This is a genomic window from Streptosporangium sp. NPDC002544 (genome assembly GCF_040295965.1).
Classification (GTDB): Bacteria; Actinomycetota; Actinomycetes; order Streptosporangiales; family Streptosporangiaceae; genus Streptosporangium.
Genome location: NZ_JBEOWJ010000037.1, coordinates 1 through 13,736, shown reverse-complemented (window position 1 = coordinate 13,736; position 13,736 = coordinate 1). Strand labels below are relative to the sequence as shown.

The window sequence follows — 13,736 nt, the reverse complement described above, 5'->3', positions numbered from 1 at the left end:
ACCTCGGGGTTCTTTCAGGGGACGCGGGCTCAGGGGGGAGGAGCGGGGGCCGATGCCGGCCCCCGATTCCCTCGTCGAACGGAGGCTCAGGAGGGAAGGGGAAGGAGACGGCCGGCGACGACGAGGGTGACGTCCTCGGACTCCGCGGCGAGGCGCTGGTTCAGGCGGCCGAGGACGTCACGGAACATCCGGCCGCTGGCGGTGGCGGGCACCACGCCGAGGCCGACCTCGTCGGAGACCGCCACGACCCGGGCCCGGGTCTGCCGCCAGGCCGCCACCAGCTCGTCGCACCGGGCCGTGACCGCGTCCAGGTCGTCCCCGCCCGACCAGGCGTCGCACTCGTCGAAGACGGAGGCGACCCAGGTGCCGAGCCCGTCGATCAGCAGCGGGGTTCCGGCGGACCGCAGCAGTCCGGCCAGGTCCGTGGTCTCGGTGGTCTCCCAGTGGGCGGGCCTGCGGTCACGGTGTGCCCGGACCCGGCGCAGCCACTCGGGATCGCCGTCGCCGGACGGCCCGGTCGCGACATAGCGGACCTCGGGTTCGGCCGCCAGCCGCAGTTCGGCCTCCACGGACTTGCCCGACCGGGTCCCGCCGAGCAACAGGGTCCTTCGGGGCGGGGGAGCCGGAGGCGGCGGGGGCTCGCCGATGTCGAGAACCGTGCCATCCGGTACGGCGCGCACCCCCCACAGGTCTGCCCGCCGGGCCAGCTCCGCCTCCGTCGGTACCCGGTGGTCGAGGTCGACGGCCAGCACGTGCGTTCGCTCGCCGACCAGGCCCCGCCAGCGCAGGTCCCCCAGCCGTTCCGGCCGGTCGAGCACGTCCAGCAGCACCAGGTCCAGCGCCTCTCCCGGACCGGCGGGCTCTCGCTCCTCGTACGGGGGAGCGGTGGGGGCGTAAAGGACGCGCCGGCCGCCGGGGGTGGTGACGGTGAGGCCGTCCGGACCGGGCGAGGCGCGGTAGCCGGGCGGGAGCGGGCCGGTGGGCGGCAGCCGCACGGAGTCGCCGAGCAGCACGGACGTGGGGCGGCGGCCGGGGGCGACCCGGGCGCAGGAGGCGCACCCGCAGCCCGAGGCCGGCCAGCCCGCCGCAGCCGCGGTACCGGAGATCAGGACCTTCACACCCGGCCTCCCATCGGGTTCAAGGAGTTGCGAGCCTCCACCTTCCGGCGGAAGCGGATGACCTCCGCAGCGTACGGGGGGCCCGGAAACAGCCGGGCGACGGGGCGCGAGACCATGATCCTGCCTCCACGCTCGGGGGCGTCCTGGAGAGGTAGGGTTCGCTGAGCCGCCGAACGGCACTGGCAGGATCCGTGAGAAGGAGCTATGGCATGACGTGGCGCTGGCGTTATGAAAACGCGAATGGCGGCGAGGTAGTCGAGGGTGTCGCGCCGTCCGACACGTTCCCGAGCCAGGCCGATGCCGAGTCGTGGCTCGGTGAGAACTGGCGTGAGCTGCTGGAGGCGGGGGTCGAGAAGGTCACCCTGCTTGAGGACGAGAAGATCGAGTATGAGGGAATGTCCCTGCGCCCGGAGTGAGGGAAGAGCCCGTCGGGCCCGCTGGATCACCGGGCGGGCGCGAACCGGCGATCACTGAGGAACGGCGAGTGGTGCACCGGTCCCTCGCCCCTCGGTGAAAAGGGGCGAGGGGATCTCCCCGTCCGGTGGTGGCCGGGACAGGCTCTAGGGGCGCCGCTCGGGGCTGACGGTCTTGGCGGGGTCGCGCTCGACGACCGGGCCGAGGACGTCGTCGATCTTCTTGAGCACCTCGGCGTCCAGCCTCACCCCGGAGGCCCTGACGTTGTCGCGGACCTGCTCGGGCCTGCTGGCGCCGACGATGGCCGAGGACACGTTCGGGTTCTGCAGCACCCAGGCCACCGCGAGCTGGGCCATGCTCAGCCCGAGATCGGCGGCGATCGGCTCCAGTCGCTGGACGCGGGTGAGCACGTCGTCGTTGAGCATCTGGGAGATGAAGTTGCCTCCGGTGGGGTCGGTGGCCCGGGAACCGGCGGGGGGCGGCTGCCCCGGCAGGTACTTGCCGGTGAGCACGCCCTGGGCGATGGGAGAGAAGACGATCTGGCCGATGCCCTCCTTCTCGCTCAGCGGCACGACCTCTGCCTCGATGACCCGCCACAGCATGGAGTACTGGGGCTGGTTGGAGATCAGGCGGTCGAAGCCCATCTCGTCGGCGATCTTCAGGGCCCGGCCGATCTGCTCGGCGGTCCACTCGCTGACGCCGACGTAGAGGACCTTGCCCTGGCGTACGAGGTCGTCGAAGGTCTTGAGGGTCTCCTCAAGCGGTGTCTCGTAGTCGAAGCGGTGTGCCTGGTAAAGGTCGACGTAGTCGGTCTGCAGACGGCGTAGCGAGCCGTGCAGGGACTCGGTGATGTGCTTGCGCGACAGGCCGCGGTCGTTGGGGCCCTGACCGGTCGGCCAGTAGACCTTGGTGAAGATCTCCAGAGACTCGCGGCGGACGCCCGCGAGGGCGCGGCCGAGAACCTCCTCCGCCTTGGTGCCCGCGTACACGTCGGCGGTGTCGAAGGTGGTGATCCCCTCGTCGAGCGCCGCCCGCACGCACTGCTTGGCGGCGTCCTCTTCTACCTGGGAACCGTGGGTGATCCAGTTGCCGTAGCTGATCTCACTGACCATGAGACCACTCCGGCCAAGGTGGCGGAATTCCATGCTCTGACATTAGTGGGTGCCCGATTCGGGATACCCTGCCGGGCGTGTTGCGGTTGATCACTTCGCGGAGGGTATGGCTGGCGCTGGCCGCCGGGGCGCTGGCGGCGGTCGTCGTGGTGGTCGTCCGCCGGTGGCGGAGACCGGAGGACGGCCCCCGGGACGACTCTCCGGTCAAGGGGGCGATCGGCTCACCGGCGAAGGAGACGGCCTCCGGAACCGGGCACGCGCCGCGCTGGCCTCCCGCGCCGCTCCTCGGCGTCCCCACCGAGGAGGACCTCGGGCGGTACGCCACCGGCCCCCCTTCCGCCTTCCGATCCGCCGTTGAACGGACGTTCGCGCCCAGGCCGCCGCGCGAGCCGCTGGACGGGGCGGTCAAGAGCCGCCTGGTCCGCTGGGGCGCCGTCGGGATCGGGCTCTGCCTGCTCGCCTTCGGCACCCAGGTCCTGGAGAACGCGGTCTTCTCGGAGGGGACGCGGGCCGTCAAGGGAATCGCCCTGTGGAGCCCGCCGGATGCGAAGGACGGATGCGGGCCGAGGACGGGGCAGGCACTGGAGCCGGAGATCCGCTACTCGGCGGAGGAGGGGCCGATGATCCGGGCCACCGGTCCGTGCCTGGTCGACGTCGTGGTCGTTCCGGACTCCGTCGCGGCCGACCCCGCCCCGCCGCCGGACGAGTCCCCCGTGGCGGTTCCCGACGCGGACTGCCGGCCGCAGGTGAGGGTCCCGAGGGTACGGGCGATCGACCCCGGGGTGACCCGGGCGGTGAACCACCAGTGGCGCCGCATCGAGAGGTGGCTGGCGGCCAACGCCCCCGAGAGCCTTCGCACGCTGGGCAGGCCCGCCAGGGCCCGTACGATCGCCATCGCCGAGGCGCAGATGGGCCTGCGTTTCCCCGACGACCTGCGTGCCTCCCTGCTACGGCACGACGGGGCCCGCGTCGTGGGCGACACCTGGCCGTTCGGCTTCATCGGTAGCCTGAACCAGGGGGTTCGCGGGATCCGCGACACCTGGCGGCGGCTCTGCGGGACGGACGGGGAGGACATCGGCGCGACCGGCATCGGCTCGCGGGCGGAATGGTGGGACGGGCGGATGATCCCGTTCGGCGCCAACGGAAGCGGCGACCACCTGGTGATCGACTCCGTGGCGCGCGACGTCGGGCGTACCGATCACGAGGGCCAGATGAGCTTCACCCCCGGCGGCATCCGGATCCGCTCGTACTACGGTCTGCTGAAGGCGACCGCGAACGCCCTGGAGACCGGCGGATCCGTCGGCCACTGGAAGCCGGTGGTGACCGACGGCGAGCTGGACTGGGACGTCGTCGAGTCGTGATCACGGCAGGCCTGGGCGTCGCCGATCCCGGCTTCGGGAGGGAAGGCATGAGTGTCGCTCTCGCCCGCGAGCACGGGCAGGGACTCCCCGCCGCCGGGGCGGGACACGAAGAACCCCGTCCCTCCGGGAGAGGAACGGGGCTCGAAAGCCGATGTGCCGCGAACTACTTCTTCGGCGGGACCGGCCTGCCGCCGGGCAGGACGGTGGGCGGGGGGAAGCGCAGCTTGCGGATCTGCAGCGCGCGCATGGCGGCGTAGAAGCCGACACCCTTGAGGTTCTCGCCGGGGAACTTCTCGGCGGCGAGCTTCTTCACCTTCCAGGACACCCAGATCGAGGTGAGCAGCACGCCGACCATCATGATCGGCCAGCCGATCGTGATCACCGCGACGTAGACGTAACCGCGGACGTCGGTCGGGAAGGGGATCCAGGTGAGCAGCAGGATCAGCAGGGAGAACGGCAGGAAGTACTGGCTCACGACGCGGCGGGAGTCGACCCAGTCGCGCGCGAACTTCCTGACAGGCCCCTTGTCGCGGGCGGGGTAGTAGCGTTCGTCGCCGCGTAGCATCCCCTCGCGCGCCTTGGCGCGGTCGTTCGCCTGGCGCTCGCGGAGCTGCTTGTAGGCCTCTTTACGGTTGTTGGGGGCGTTCACCGGCTGCCGGCGACGGCCTTCGGCGTCCCGTCGCTTGGGTGTGGGACGCCCCTTGCCCGCAGGCTTAGGATCGTTAGCGGAGGCGGGGGAGTCGTCCGCGGTGGTCTGGGTACGTCGGAACACAACGTCAGCCTACCGGGAGTGCAACTTAGTGACGCCCCCGCGCGTTATGCGTAGGGTGAACCCTATGGTGGCTCCGGTGCTTTTCGGGGGGCTGGAATCACTTGGGGTGACCCGAAGCGCACTTGAAGAAGGGGACGGCCGACGCGCATGAGCGTGATGAAGAGACTTTCGCTGATCTTCAGGTCCAAGGCGAACAACGCGTTGGACAAGATGGAAGATCCTCGCGAAACCCTGGACTACTCATATCAGCGCCAGCTGGAGTTGTTGCAGAAGGTACGCCGGGGCGTGGCGGATGTCGCCACCTCGCGCAAGCGCGTGGAGCTTCAGATCAACCAGATCGAGGCGCAGGCGCGCAAGCTTGAGGAGCAGGGCCGCAAGGCGCTCGGGGTCGGTCGCGAGGACCTGGCCCGCGAGGCGCTGACCCGCCGCGGCAGCCTGCAGACCCAGATCGCGGACCTTCGCGTGCAGCACGACAACCTGCAGGCCGAGGAGGAGAAGCTCACCACGGCCTCCCACCGGCTGCAGGCCAAGGTCGACTCCTTCCGCACCAGGAAGGAGACGATCAAGGCGACCTACACCGCGGCCGAGGCGCAGACGCGGATCAACGAGGCCTTCTCCGGCATCTCCGAGGAGATGGGCGACGTCGGTCTGGCGATCCAGCGTGCCGAGGACAAGACGGCCTCCATGCAGGCCCGCGCGGGTGCCATCGACGAGCTGCTGGCCAGCGGCGCGCTCGACGACTTCAGCGGGCAGCGTGGCGACGACATCCAGGCCGAGCTCGACCGCATGGGCGGCGGCCACGACGTGGAGCTGGAGATCGCCCGGATGAAGGCCGAGCTCGGCCAGGGCACCGGGCCCCAGGGCGCGATCACGTCCGGTCCCGGCCAGCAGCAGCCGCAGCAGCAGCCGCAGCAACACCCGCAGTCCAATCAGACGCAGCAGCTGCGCCAGCCTGGGGAGGGCCTGTGATCGTCCGCATCATGGGGGAGGGGCAGATCGACATCGCCCCCGCCGATCTCGACGTGCTCAACACCCTGGACGCCGAGCTGGAGGCCGCCATCGAGGCGGGTGAGGAAGAGGTCTTCCGTGCCCGGTTGCACGCCCTGCTGGACAAGGTCCGCCATGTCGGCAAGGCGCTGCCCGACGACAGCCTGGAGTCCTCGGAGCTGATTTTGCCCCCGGCTGACGCTTCCATGGAAGAAGTTCGGGAGATGCTCGGCAACGAGGGCCTGATTCCCGGATAGCCTGGGCATATGGTACAAACCCGGTTCGCCCCGGACCGGGGCCTGACCAGGCGCATGGTGATCACCATGTTCCTGCTCGGATTGCTCTATGTCGTCTTCGTGGCCGTACTGATCGCGTTGGGCGTCCGTGCGGTCGCGGTACTGCTGATCGCCGGCGTCATGCTCCTCGTGCAGTACTTCATGTCCGACCGCATCGCGCTGTTCGCGATGCACGGACGTGTCGTGTCCCCGCAGGAGGCGCCGGAGCTGCACGGCATGATCGACCGGTTGTGCGCTCTGGCCGACATGCCCAAGCCGCGGGTGGCGATCGCCGATTCGGATGTTCCGAACGCGTTCGCCACCGGCCGCAACCAGAAGAACTCCGTGGTCTGCGTGACCACGGGGTTGCTGCGCCGGCTCGACGCCGGTGAGCTGGAGGGCGTGCTGGCCCACGAGATGTCCCACGTGGCACATCGGGACGTCGCGGTCATGACGATCGCGTCCTTCCTCGGCATAGTCGCCGGGCTCATGACCAGGGTCGCGCTCTACAGCGGCCTGGGACGCGGGCGCGACGACCGGGGCGGACTGCCGATCGGCCTGATCATCATGCTCGTCTCGGTCCTGGTGTACGCGGTCAGTTTCCTGCTCACCCGGGCCCTGTCGCGCTACCGGGAGCTGGCCGCCGACCGCGCGGGAGCGCTGCTCACCCAGCGCCCGTCGGCCCTGTCCAGCGCCCTCGTCAAGATCAGTGGCGAGATGGCGCGCATCCCGACGAGGGACCTGCGCGAGGCTGAGCCGTTCAACGCCTTCTTCTTCGCGCCGGCTCTGTCCGGCAAGGCGGGCCTGAGCGCGCTGCTGGCGACCCACCCGCCGCTGGAGCAGCGCCTTGACCAGCTCGGCAGGATCTCCGCCCAGCTCGGGCAGGGCGGGTGAGTAGGACTACCGGTGGGCGGCGGGAGCGCCGTTCTGTGGAAGCGGTGAAGGGGAAGAGACCGGATGCGCTGGTGGGATGCTCTGCTGGGCCGAGGTAAACCGGCCAAGGCCGACCTGGACGCGCTGTTCGCGCTGCCCTCGGCCGCGGTGACCCTGCAGGCGGCCACCGATCTGGCGCCGACCGGGCTGGGGGCGGTCTGCTTCCGCTCGGCCGAGGGCGGGGCGTTCGCCGCGCTCGAGCGCGACATCACCCAGCTGCTGGACGCCGGAGGCGGCCCTCCGGTGGAGGTGTCGAAGGACTCCTACGGCTACACATGGCTGCTGGTCCGCCGCACGCCCGACCTGCTCGGTGATCTGGTCACCGACCTGCACGCGGTCAACTCCTCCCTTGAGGCGGCGGGTTTCGGCCCCTCGCTGCTCTGCTCGCTGGTCTCCTTCGCCACCCCCGACGGCCGCGGGCTCGCCATGGTCTACCTCTACAAGCAGGGCACCTTCTACCCGTTCGCCCCGCTGCCCGGACAGGCGGGGCGCCGGGACAACGCGCTGGAGCTGCAGGTACGCGGTGCGATCGGCGGTGAGCTGGAGATCGAGCCGGATCTCGGCCGCTGGTTCCCCCTCTGGGGCGCGCCCGGCCTCTGAGCCGTTCCGCCGGCCGGGCGGGTCCCTGTCCGGCCCGTTCCTCCCCAAGATCGTCTCCGGCTCTCGGACAAGGCGTTCCGCCCCTTCCGGGGATGCTGAAAGGCCGTCTGGAACGCGCTATCGAGGTCCGTCCGACTTGCGGTTTGATGCACGTCCTGTGACCCTTTGCCCCCACAATGGGTCCGGAAGTTCATCACGGAAGAAGGGTGTGACCATGGCGGACCTCGCGTCCTTGCGGCCCGGGGATCCCGAGCACGTGCGGGAGTACCGGCTCACCGCCCGGCTCGGCGAGGGTGGTCAGGGAACGGTCTACCTGGGAGTCTCCCCGACCGGTGCCCGTGTCGCGGTCAAGCTGCTCCGTGCCGACCTCGCGCAGGACGAGGAGGCGATGGAGCGTTTCGTCCGTGAGGTCAGCACGACCCAGCGGGTCGCTCCCTTCTGCACCGCCGCGGTGATCGACACCGGGGTCGACCAGCATCGCCCGTACATCGTCAGCGAGTACATCGACGGCCCGACGCTCGACGCGGTCCTGGCCACCGAGGGCCCCCGGCACGGCGCGGCCCTGCACCGCCTGGCGATCGGCACGGTCACCGCGCTCGTCGCGATCCACCAGGCGGGAATCGTCCATCGCGATTTCAAGCCCTCCAACGTGCTGCTGGCCCCCGACGGCCCCCGAGTGATCGACTTCGGTATCGCCAAGGCGCTCGACCGCACCTCCACGCTGACCGCGATGGCGATCGGCACCCCCTCCTACATGACCCCCGAGCAGTTGGCGGGGGAGAACGCGGGCTCTCCCGCCGACATGTTCGCCTGGGGCTGCACGATGGTCTTCGCGGCCACCGGGCAGCCGCCGTTCGGTACGGACAGCCTGCCTGCGATCTTCAACCGGATCATGAACCTGGAACCCGATCTGGGGGCGATCACCGATCCGGCGCTGCGCGACCTGGTCGGGCAGTGCCTGTCCAAGGACGCCACCCAGCGGCCCACGGCGGGCGAGGCGCTGCTGCGGCTGCTCGGCCACGCGGGCGGGCCGACCGGCGCCGCACCGCCCACCGCGCCCCGCGGCATCCTCGCCGAGGGCTCGGCGGCCGCGGCGCAGCGGACCGGCCCCGGCCCCGGCGGCTACCCCGCCGGGAGCGAGCCCGTCCCCACCGCGTACGTGCAGCGGCATCCGGGAGGCGACGACCGCGCGCAGCAGGGCTATCCCCATCACCCGGAGCCGCAGCCGTATCCCCAGCACGGGGGGGCCGGAGGGGGATACCCCGCGCAGGGCCCGCAGGGCGGCCCGGTGGGCTACCTCCAGCACTCCGAACCCCGTGGCCACACCCGGCCGTCCGAGTCCCACGGCTACACGCAGCCGTCCGAGTCCCACGGCTACGCCCAGTATCCGCAGCAGGGGCCGGGATACCCGCAGCAGGGATATCAGGGGCCTCCGGGTCCACAGTCCTACGGCGGTCCCGCGCCCCATCCCTCCCATGACGGCGCCCCGTACCAGAACCCCGGATCACCTGGATATCCGGGACAGCCCGCTCCCGCCAGGAGCGGGCGCGGGGTGTGGTTCGCGGTCGTGGGCGGCCTGCTGGCCACCGCCCTCGTGGCCGGGGGCGTCGTGCTGGCGGTACGCGGCGGCAGCACCGAGACGCCGGGCGACCCCCAGGCGGGCGTCACCCAGAGCGACAGCCCGCAGACCGGCGGTACGAAGGAGACGAGCCCCCCCACCTCCGCCGTGACCCCGCCCCCCAACACGTCGACGGTGCCGCAGACGACCAGCAGGATCAAGCTGCCCGGTAGTTCGATCACGCTCCATGAGAGCCCCCAGGACCCGATCAAGCTGAGTTCCTACAGCCTCGACTGGGAGAAGACCCTCTACGTCAGGAAGTACGGGACCAACCGGTTCGCCAAGAACGACAAGTACTTCCATTACACGCTCAACGCCGCGGGCACCCAGGCGCTGGGTACCGACCGGATCTACGACGCGCAGAACTACTCGATCGTGTCGGTCATCGACCAGCGCACCGGCGCGGCGAGCAAGATCAGGATTACCAAGGCGCCGGTCTACCCGACGCTGCCGCAGTGGTCGCCGGACGGCAAACGTGGCCTGGTGACGCTGTACGAGGCCGTGGACAACACCAGCAAGGAGTACGGCTTCGCGATCATCGATGTCGCCACGAAGAAGGCCAGGATCGTCCGGGTGAAGGAGAAGGACGCGGGCCAGTGGAGCTACTTCTGGCGGGGTGACGGCCGCGCCGTCGGCACCTGGGCGCTCACCGGCAAGACCCAGCGCATCCGCTTCTACGACCTGCAGGGCACCGTGCTGCAGACCCTGCTGGACGTGGGAACCCCGATCACCGTCGAGAACGACGACATCTCCCCGTCGGGATCGTCACTGCTCACGTACTGCAAGGAGAGCAAGAAGGAGATCTGCGTCTGGTCCACCGCCTCCGACGCCCCGGCGAAGGTCCGGATCCCGTTCGAGACCGAGCGGCTCATCGGCTGGTACGACGACGAGCACATCGCGGGCTGGCGGCGCAAGGGTTCCGGCTACGAGGCCGTGGTGTTCGACTTCGAGGGGCGGTCGCAGCGGGTGCTGGCCACCACCACCAATGCCAAGGAGTACGAGAAGCAGTTCATGCGTTTCACCCGGGAGGGCTGACATGAGGGAATGGACTCACGCCGAGCATGTCTCGGCGGCCACCGCGGAGGTCGCCCGGATGGCCGATGTCCTGAGGAAGCGCGACATGTCCGTTCCCGTGCTGACCTGTCCTGGCTGGGACCTGGCCAGGCTCGTCACCCACACCGGTGGCATACACCGGTGGGTGGCCACCATGGTCGCCGACCTGGCCGAGCGGCGCTACGACCGCCGCGGGATGGACATGGGCCTGCCGGCCGACGCGAGCGGTTACCCCGCCTGGCTCGGTGCGGGGGCCACCCTGCTGTCCGAGGCGCTGCTGTCGCAGGATCCGCAGGCGCCGATGTGGGCCTGGGGCGGGGAGCAGCGGGTGCGGTTCTGGTCCAGGCGCATGCTCCACGAGACCCTGGTGCACCGGATGGACGCCGAGCTCGCGCTGGGCGTTCCGGTCTCGGTCGACGAGGACGTGGCGGCCGACGGGGTCGAGGAGTTCCTCGATGTCCTGCCGTACGCGCTGTGGAATCCGGGGGTGGCCGAGCTGAGGGGCGGGGGCGAGACGATCTCCCTGCAGGCCGACACCGGAGCCGGGTGGGTGATCACCCTCGACCCCGACCGCTTCCACCACCGGCGGTCCCTGCAGCCGGGGAGCGTGACCGTGCGCGCGGCCACGTCGGCGGACCTGCTCCAGGTCGTATGGGGGCGGCGCAGCGTCGACGACTACGCCGTCGAGGGCGACGCGGGGCTGCTGGGCTGGTGGCGGGAGCTCGCCCGGATCTGACCGGCGGAAGATAAATACCCGTCCCGGGATTGGGCCAAGACACGGCAGATCCCCAGGAGGGCTCGCCGCCGAGGCCGCCGCCCCGTGGTGCCATGCCCCTATGATCAAGATGTCTCAGGCAGTGGTCTCGGCCGCACTCGTCTCCGTGGGCCTGTTCGGTGGCACGGCGCTCGCGGACTCCGCACCCTCCACGGCGACGGTACGGGAGGACGACCGGCCACAGATCACGATCGTGGGCGAGGGACGTCTGTCGGTCACCCCCGACGTCATGAAACTGGACGCCGGTGTCGAGGTGGTCCGTTCCACCGCGGGAGAGGCGTTCACCGCCGCCCGCGTCGTCGCCGCCGCGCTGACGAAGGCGCTGCTGGCGGCCGGTATCGCGGCCAAGGACCTGCGGACCAACGAGCTGTCCCTGGGCCCCCAGTACAAGGACTACCCCACGATCTCCGGTTACCGGGCCGCGCAGGGGGTCGAGGCGGTGGTGCGGGACCTGGACACCGCGGACGACGTGATCGACGCGGCGGTCGCGGTCGGCGAGGCGGTCCGGCTGGACAGCGTCTCCTTCGAGGTCTCCGACAACCGCGCGCCGCTCAGGCTGGCGCGCGAGGCCGCCTTCAGGGACGCCAAGACCCGCGCCGCGCAGTACGCCAGGCTCGCGGGGCGCAGGCTCGGCCGTGCGCTGGAGATCAGCGAGGAGAACGTCACCCCGCCGCGGCCGTTCTTCGCCGCCGGCGCGATCGCGGACAAGGCGTCGATCAGCCCCGGCCGCCAGGACGTGTCGGTCAGCGTCAGAGTGGTCTACGAGCTGGATTAGGCCCCGCTCACGCGGTGCTCCCCCGATCCCGGGTACGCGACAGGTTCCCGGCACACGACGGGCCCCGGCGGGTCACCACCCACCGGGGCCCGTCCACCTCGTGGTCAGGGCAGCGCCAGCATCCTGTCCAGGGCGACCCGAGCCCAGTGGGCGGTGTCGTCGTCCACGGTGATCTGGTTGACGACCTGGCCGGCGGCGAGCGACTCCAGCGCCCACACCAGGTGCGGCAGGTCGATCCGGTTCATCGTCGAGCAGTAGCAGACGGTCCGGTCCAGGAACGTCACGTCCTTGTCGGGGAACATGGCGCCGAGCCGCTTGACCAGGTTCAGCTCGGTGCCCACCGCCCAGGAGGACCCGGCGGGAGCCGCCTCGATCTTCTTGATGATGTACTCGGTCGAACCGACATGATCGGCCTTGGTGACGACCTCGTGCCTGCACTCGGGGTGGACCAGCACGTTGACGCCGGGGATGCGCGCGCGGACGTCGTCCACGCACTCGGCGCTGAAACGGCCGTGTACCGAGCAGTGCCCCTTCCACAGGATCATCTTGGCGCCCGCGAGCTGCTCGGCGGTCAGGCCGCCGTTCGGCCGGTGCGGGTTGTAGACGACGCACTCGTCCAGTGACAGGCCCATCTCCAGCACCGCGGTGTTGCGGCCCAGGTGCTGGTCGGGGAGGAAGAGCACCTTCTCCCCGCGGGAGAAGGCCCATTCCAGGGCGCGCCTGGCGTTGGAGGAGGTGCAGACGGTGCCGCCGTTGCGTCCGCAGAAGGCCTTGATGTCGGCGCTGGAGTTCATGTAGGTGACGGGCACGGTGCGACCGGCGATCCCGGCGTCCTGGAGCACCTCCCAGCACTCCTCGACCTGGTCGAAGGTGGCCATGTCGGCCATCGAGCACCCGGCGGCGAGGTCGGGCAGCACCACCTTCTGGGAGTCGGAGGTGAGGATGTCGGCGGACTCGGCCATGAAGTGCACGCCGCAGAAGACGATGTACTCGGCGTCGGGCCGGGCCGCGGCCTCCTTGGCGAGCTTGAACGAGTCGCCGGTCACGTCGGCGAACTGGATGACCTCGTCACGCTGGTAGTGGTGGCCCAGTACGAAGACCCTGTCGCCGAGCGCCGCCTTCGCCTTCCTGGCGCGTTCCACCAGCGCCGGGTCGGACGCGGCCGGCAGCTCGCCGGGACAGTCGACACCGCGCTCGCTGTGCGGGTCCACGCCCCTGCCCAGGACGAAGAGCGGAAGCCCGATCTCGGTGGTCGTCATGGCCACACCCCCTTATCGTCGAAGTGACGACTAATGATGACACACGCTGTTGGGGCTTTATTCCGTGGGAGGGAGTTTTGTCCGAAGGAGGAGGTGTGCGTCGTCTCAGGAATGTGTAAGGGGGGACGGGTGTTGGTAGCGTCTAAGAAGGACGTCAGAAACAGACAGCCGTTCCCGGGGAGCGGCTGACGCAGACGCGGGAGTCACCACATGTCGGTTGAGAGCAGCGAGACCACGGCGCAGGGCCTGATCCTCAGTTCCGCGGCCGCCGCGAAGGTCAAGAGCCTGCTGGAGCAGCAGGGCGAGGAGGGCCTCCAGCTGCGCGTGGCCGTGCAGCCCGGTGGCTGTTCCGGCCTGCGCTACCAGCTCTTCTTCGACGACCGTTCGATGGACGGTGACGTCGTCTCCGACTTCGACGGCGTGAGCGTGGTCACCGACCGGATGAGCGCGCCCTACCTCGTGGGTGCCACCGTCGACTTCGTCGACACGATCGAGAAGCAGGGCTTCACGATCGACAACCCGAACGCCACGGGTTCGTGCGCCTGCGGAGACTCGTTCAACTAGGCCCTGTCCTGCGGATCTTGCCGTAGCGAGGATCGGTCAGGTGGTGTCTCGCAAGGCGGAGGAGGGAGCCGCAGCGTGCTGCGGTGACCGACGACAACGCGGCGAGGCGCCGCCTGACCG

Annotated in this window: 14 protein-coding genes; 10 read left to right on the top strand and 4 right to left on the bottom strand. The window is 70.2% G+C overall.

All coding sequences use genetic code 11. The annotated features are described in order from the left end of the window. Window positions 1-86 precede the first annotated feature (86 nt). On the bottom strand, window positions 87-1,118 hold the full coding sequence (locus ABT061_RS39500; protein WP_350927853.1) for a bifunctional adenosylcobinamide kinase/adenosylcobinamide-phosphate guanylyltransferase: 1,032 nt from the start codon (window positions 1,116-1,118) through the stop codon (window positions 87-89). A 209-nt stretch (window positions 1,119-1,327) separates the two neighbouring features. Here ABT061_RS39500 and ABT061_RS39495 point away from each other — a divergent pair, with 209 nt between their 5' ends. Further along, complete coding sequence (locus ABT061_RS39495; protein WP_030910294.1) at window positions 1,328-1,534, top strand: hypothetical protein; 207 nt, start codon at window positions 1,328-1,330, stop codon at window positions 1,532-1,534. Between the two features lie 144 nt (window positions 1,535-1,678). On the opposite strand, the gene ABT061_RS39490 is transcribed toward ABT061_RS39495, so the two are convergent. Beyond that, entirely contained in the window at window positions 1,679-2,677 is a 999-nt protein-coding gene (locus ABT061_RS39490) for an aldo/keto reductase family protein (RefSeq protein ID WP_350927850.1), read from the bottom strand. Between the two features lie 44 nt (window positions 2,678-2,721). Between ABT061_RS39490 and ABT061_RS39485 the strand changes: the two genes are divergently transcribed. After that, window positions 2,722-4,005: an SMI1/KNR4 family protein gene (locus ABT061_RS39485; RefSeq protein WP_350927848.1), complete on the top strand. Its 1,284-nt coding sequence runs from the start codon at window positions 2,722-2,724 to the stop codon at window positions 4,003-4,005. 163 nt (window positions 4,006-4,168) lie between these two features. On the opposite strand, the gene ABT061_RS39480 is transcribed toward ABT061_RS39485, so the two are convergent. Further along, on the bottom strand, window positions 4,169-4,777 hold the full coding sequence (locus ABT061_RS39480; RefSeq protein WP_350927847.1) for a DUF3043 domain-containing protein: 609 nt from the start codon (window positions 4,775-4,777) through the stop codon (window positions 4,169-4,171). Between the two features lie 147 nt (window positions 4,778-4,924). On the opposite strand from ABT061_RS39480, the gene ABT061_RS39475 reads away from it, so the two are divergent. The 7 genes from ABT061_RS39475 to ABT061_RS39445 all read left to right on the top strand — a co-directional run bounded on the left by ABT061_RS39475 (window position 4,925) and on the right by ABT061_RS39445 (window position 11,793). Next, window positions 4,925-5,746 (top strand): PspA/IM30 family protein, encoded by an 822-nt coding sequence (locus tag ABT061_RS39475; protein ID WP_350927845.1) that lies wholly within the window; start codon window positions 4,925-4,927, stop codon window positions 5,744-5,746. After that, window positions 5,743-6,021 (top strand): PspA-associated protein PspAA, encoded by a 279-nt coding sequence (gene pspAA, locus ABT061_RS39470; RefSeq protein ID WP_030910281.1) that lies wholly within the window; start codon window positions 5,743-5,745, stop codon window positions 6,019-6,021. Before ABT061_RS39475 ends, pspAA begins: the two co-directional genes overlap by 4 nt. 9 nt (window positions 6,022-6,030) lie before the next feature. After that, window positions 6,031-6,933, top strand: coding sequence for a zinc metalloprotease HtpX (gene htpX, locus ABT061_RS39465; protein ID WP_350927842.1), 903 nt, complete (start codon window positions 6,031-6,033; stop codon window positions 6,931-6,933). A 63-nt stretch (window positions 6,934-6,996) separates the two neighbouring features. After that, window positions 6,997-7,572, top strand: a complete 576-nt coding sequence (gene pspAB / locus ABT061_RS39460) for a PspA-associated protein PspAB (RefSeq protein ID WP_350927840.1) — start codon at window positions 6,997-6,999, stop codon at window positions 7,570-7,572. A 214-nt stretch (window positions 7,573-7,786) separates the two neighbouring features. Next, entirely contained in the window at window positions 7,787-10,225 is a 2,439-nt protein-coding gene (locus ABT061_RS39455; RefSeq protein WP_350927838.1) for a serine/threonine protein kinase, read from the top strand. A 1-nt stretch (window position 10,226) separates the two neighbouring features. After that, entirely contained in the window at window positions 10,227-10,979 is a 753-nt protein-coding gene (locus ABT061_RS39450) for a maleylpyruvate isomerase family mycothiol-dependent enzyme (protein ID WP_350927836.1), read from the top strand. A gap of 100 nt (window positions 10,980-11,079) precedes the next feature. Then, complete coding sequence (locus ABT061_RS39445) at window positions 11,080-11,793, top strand: SIMPL domain-containing protein (protein WP_350927834.1); 714 nt, start codon at window positions 11,080-11,082, stop codon at window positions 11,791-11,793. Window positions 11,794-11,897: 104 nt separating this feature from the next. Here the strand turns inward: ABT061_RS39445 and nadA are convergent, their stop codons facing one another. Further along, window positions 11,898-13,052, bottom strand: a complete 1,155-nt coding sequence (gene nadA / locus ABT061_RS39440) for a quinolinate synthase NadA (RefSeq protein ID WP_350927832.1) — start codon at window positions 13,050-13,052, stop codon at window positions 11,898-11,900. Window positions 13,053-13,262: 210 nt separating this feature from the next. Here nadA and ABT061_RS39435 point away from each other — a divergent pair, with 210 nt between their 5' ends. Further along, the gene (locus ABT061_RS39435; RefSeq protein ID WP_030910261.1) at window positions 13,263-13,616 is read left to right on the top strand and encodes a HesB/IscA family protein; all 354 of its coding nucleotides are present in this window, start codon (window positions 13,263-13,265) and stop codon (window positions 13,614-13,616) included. Window positions 13,617-13,736 lie beyond the last annotated feature (120 nt).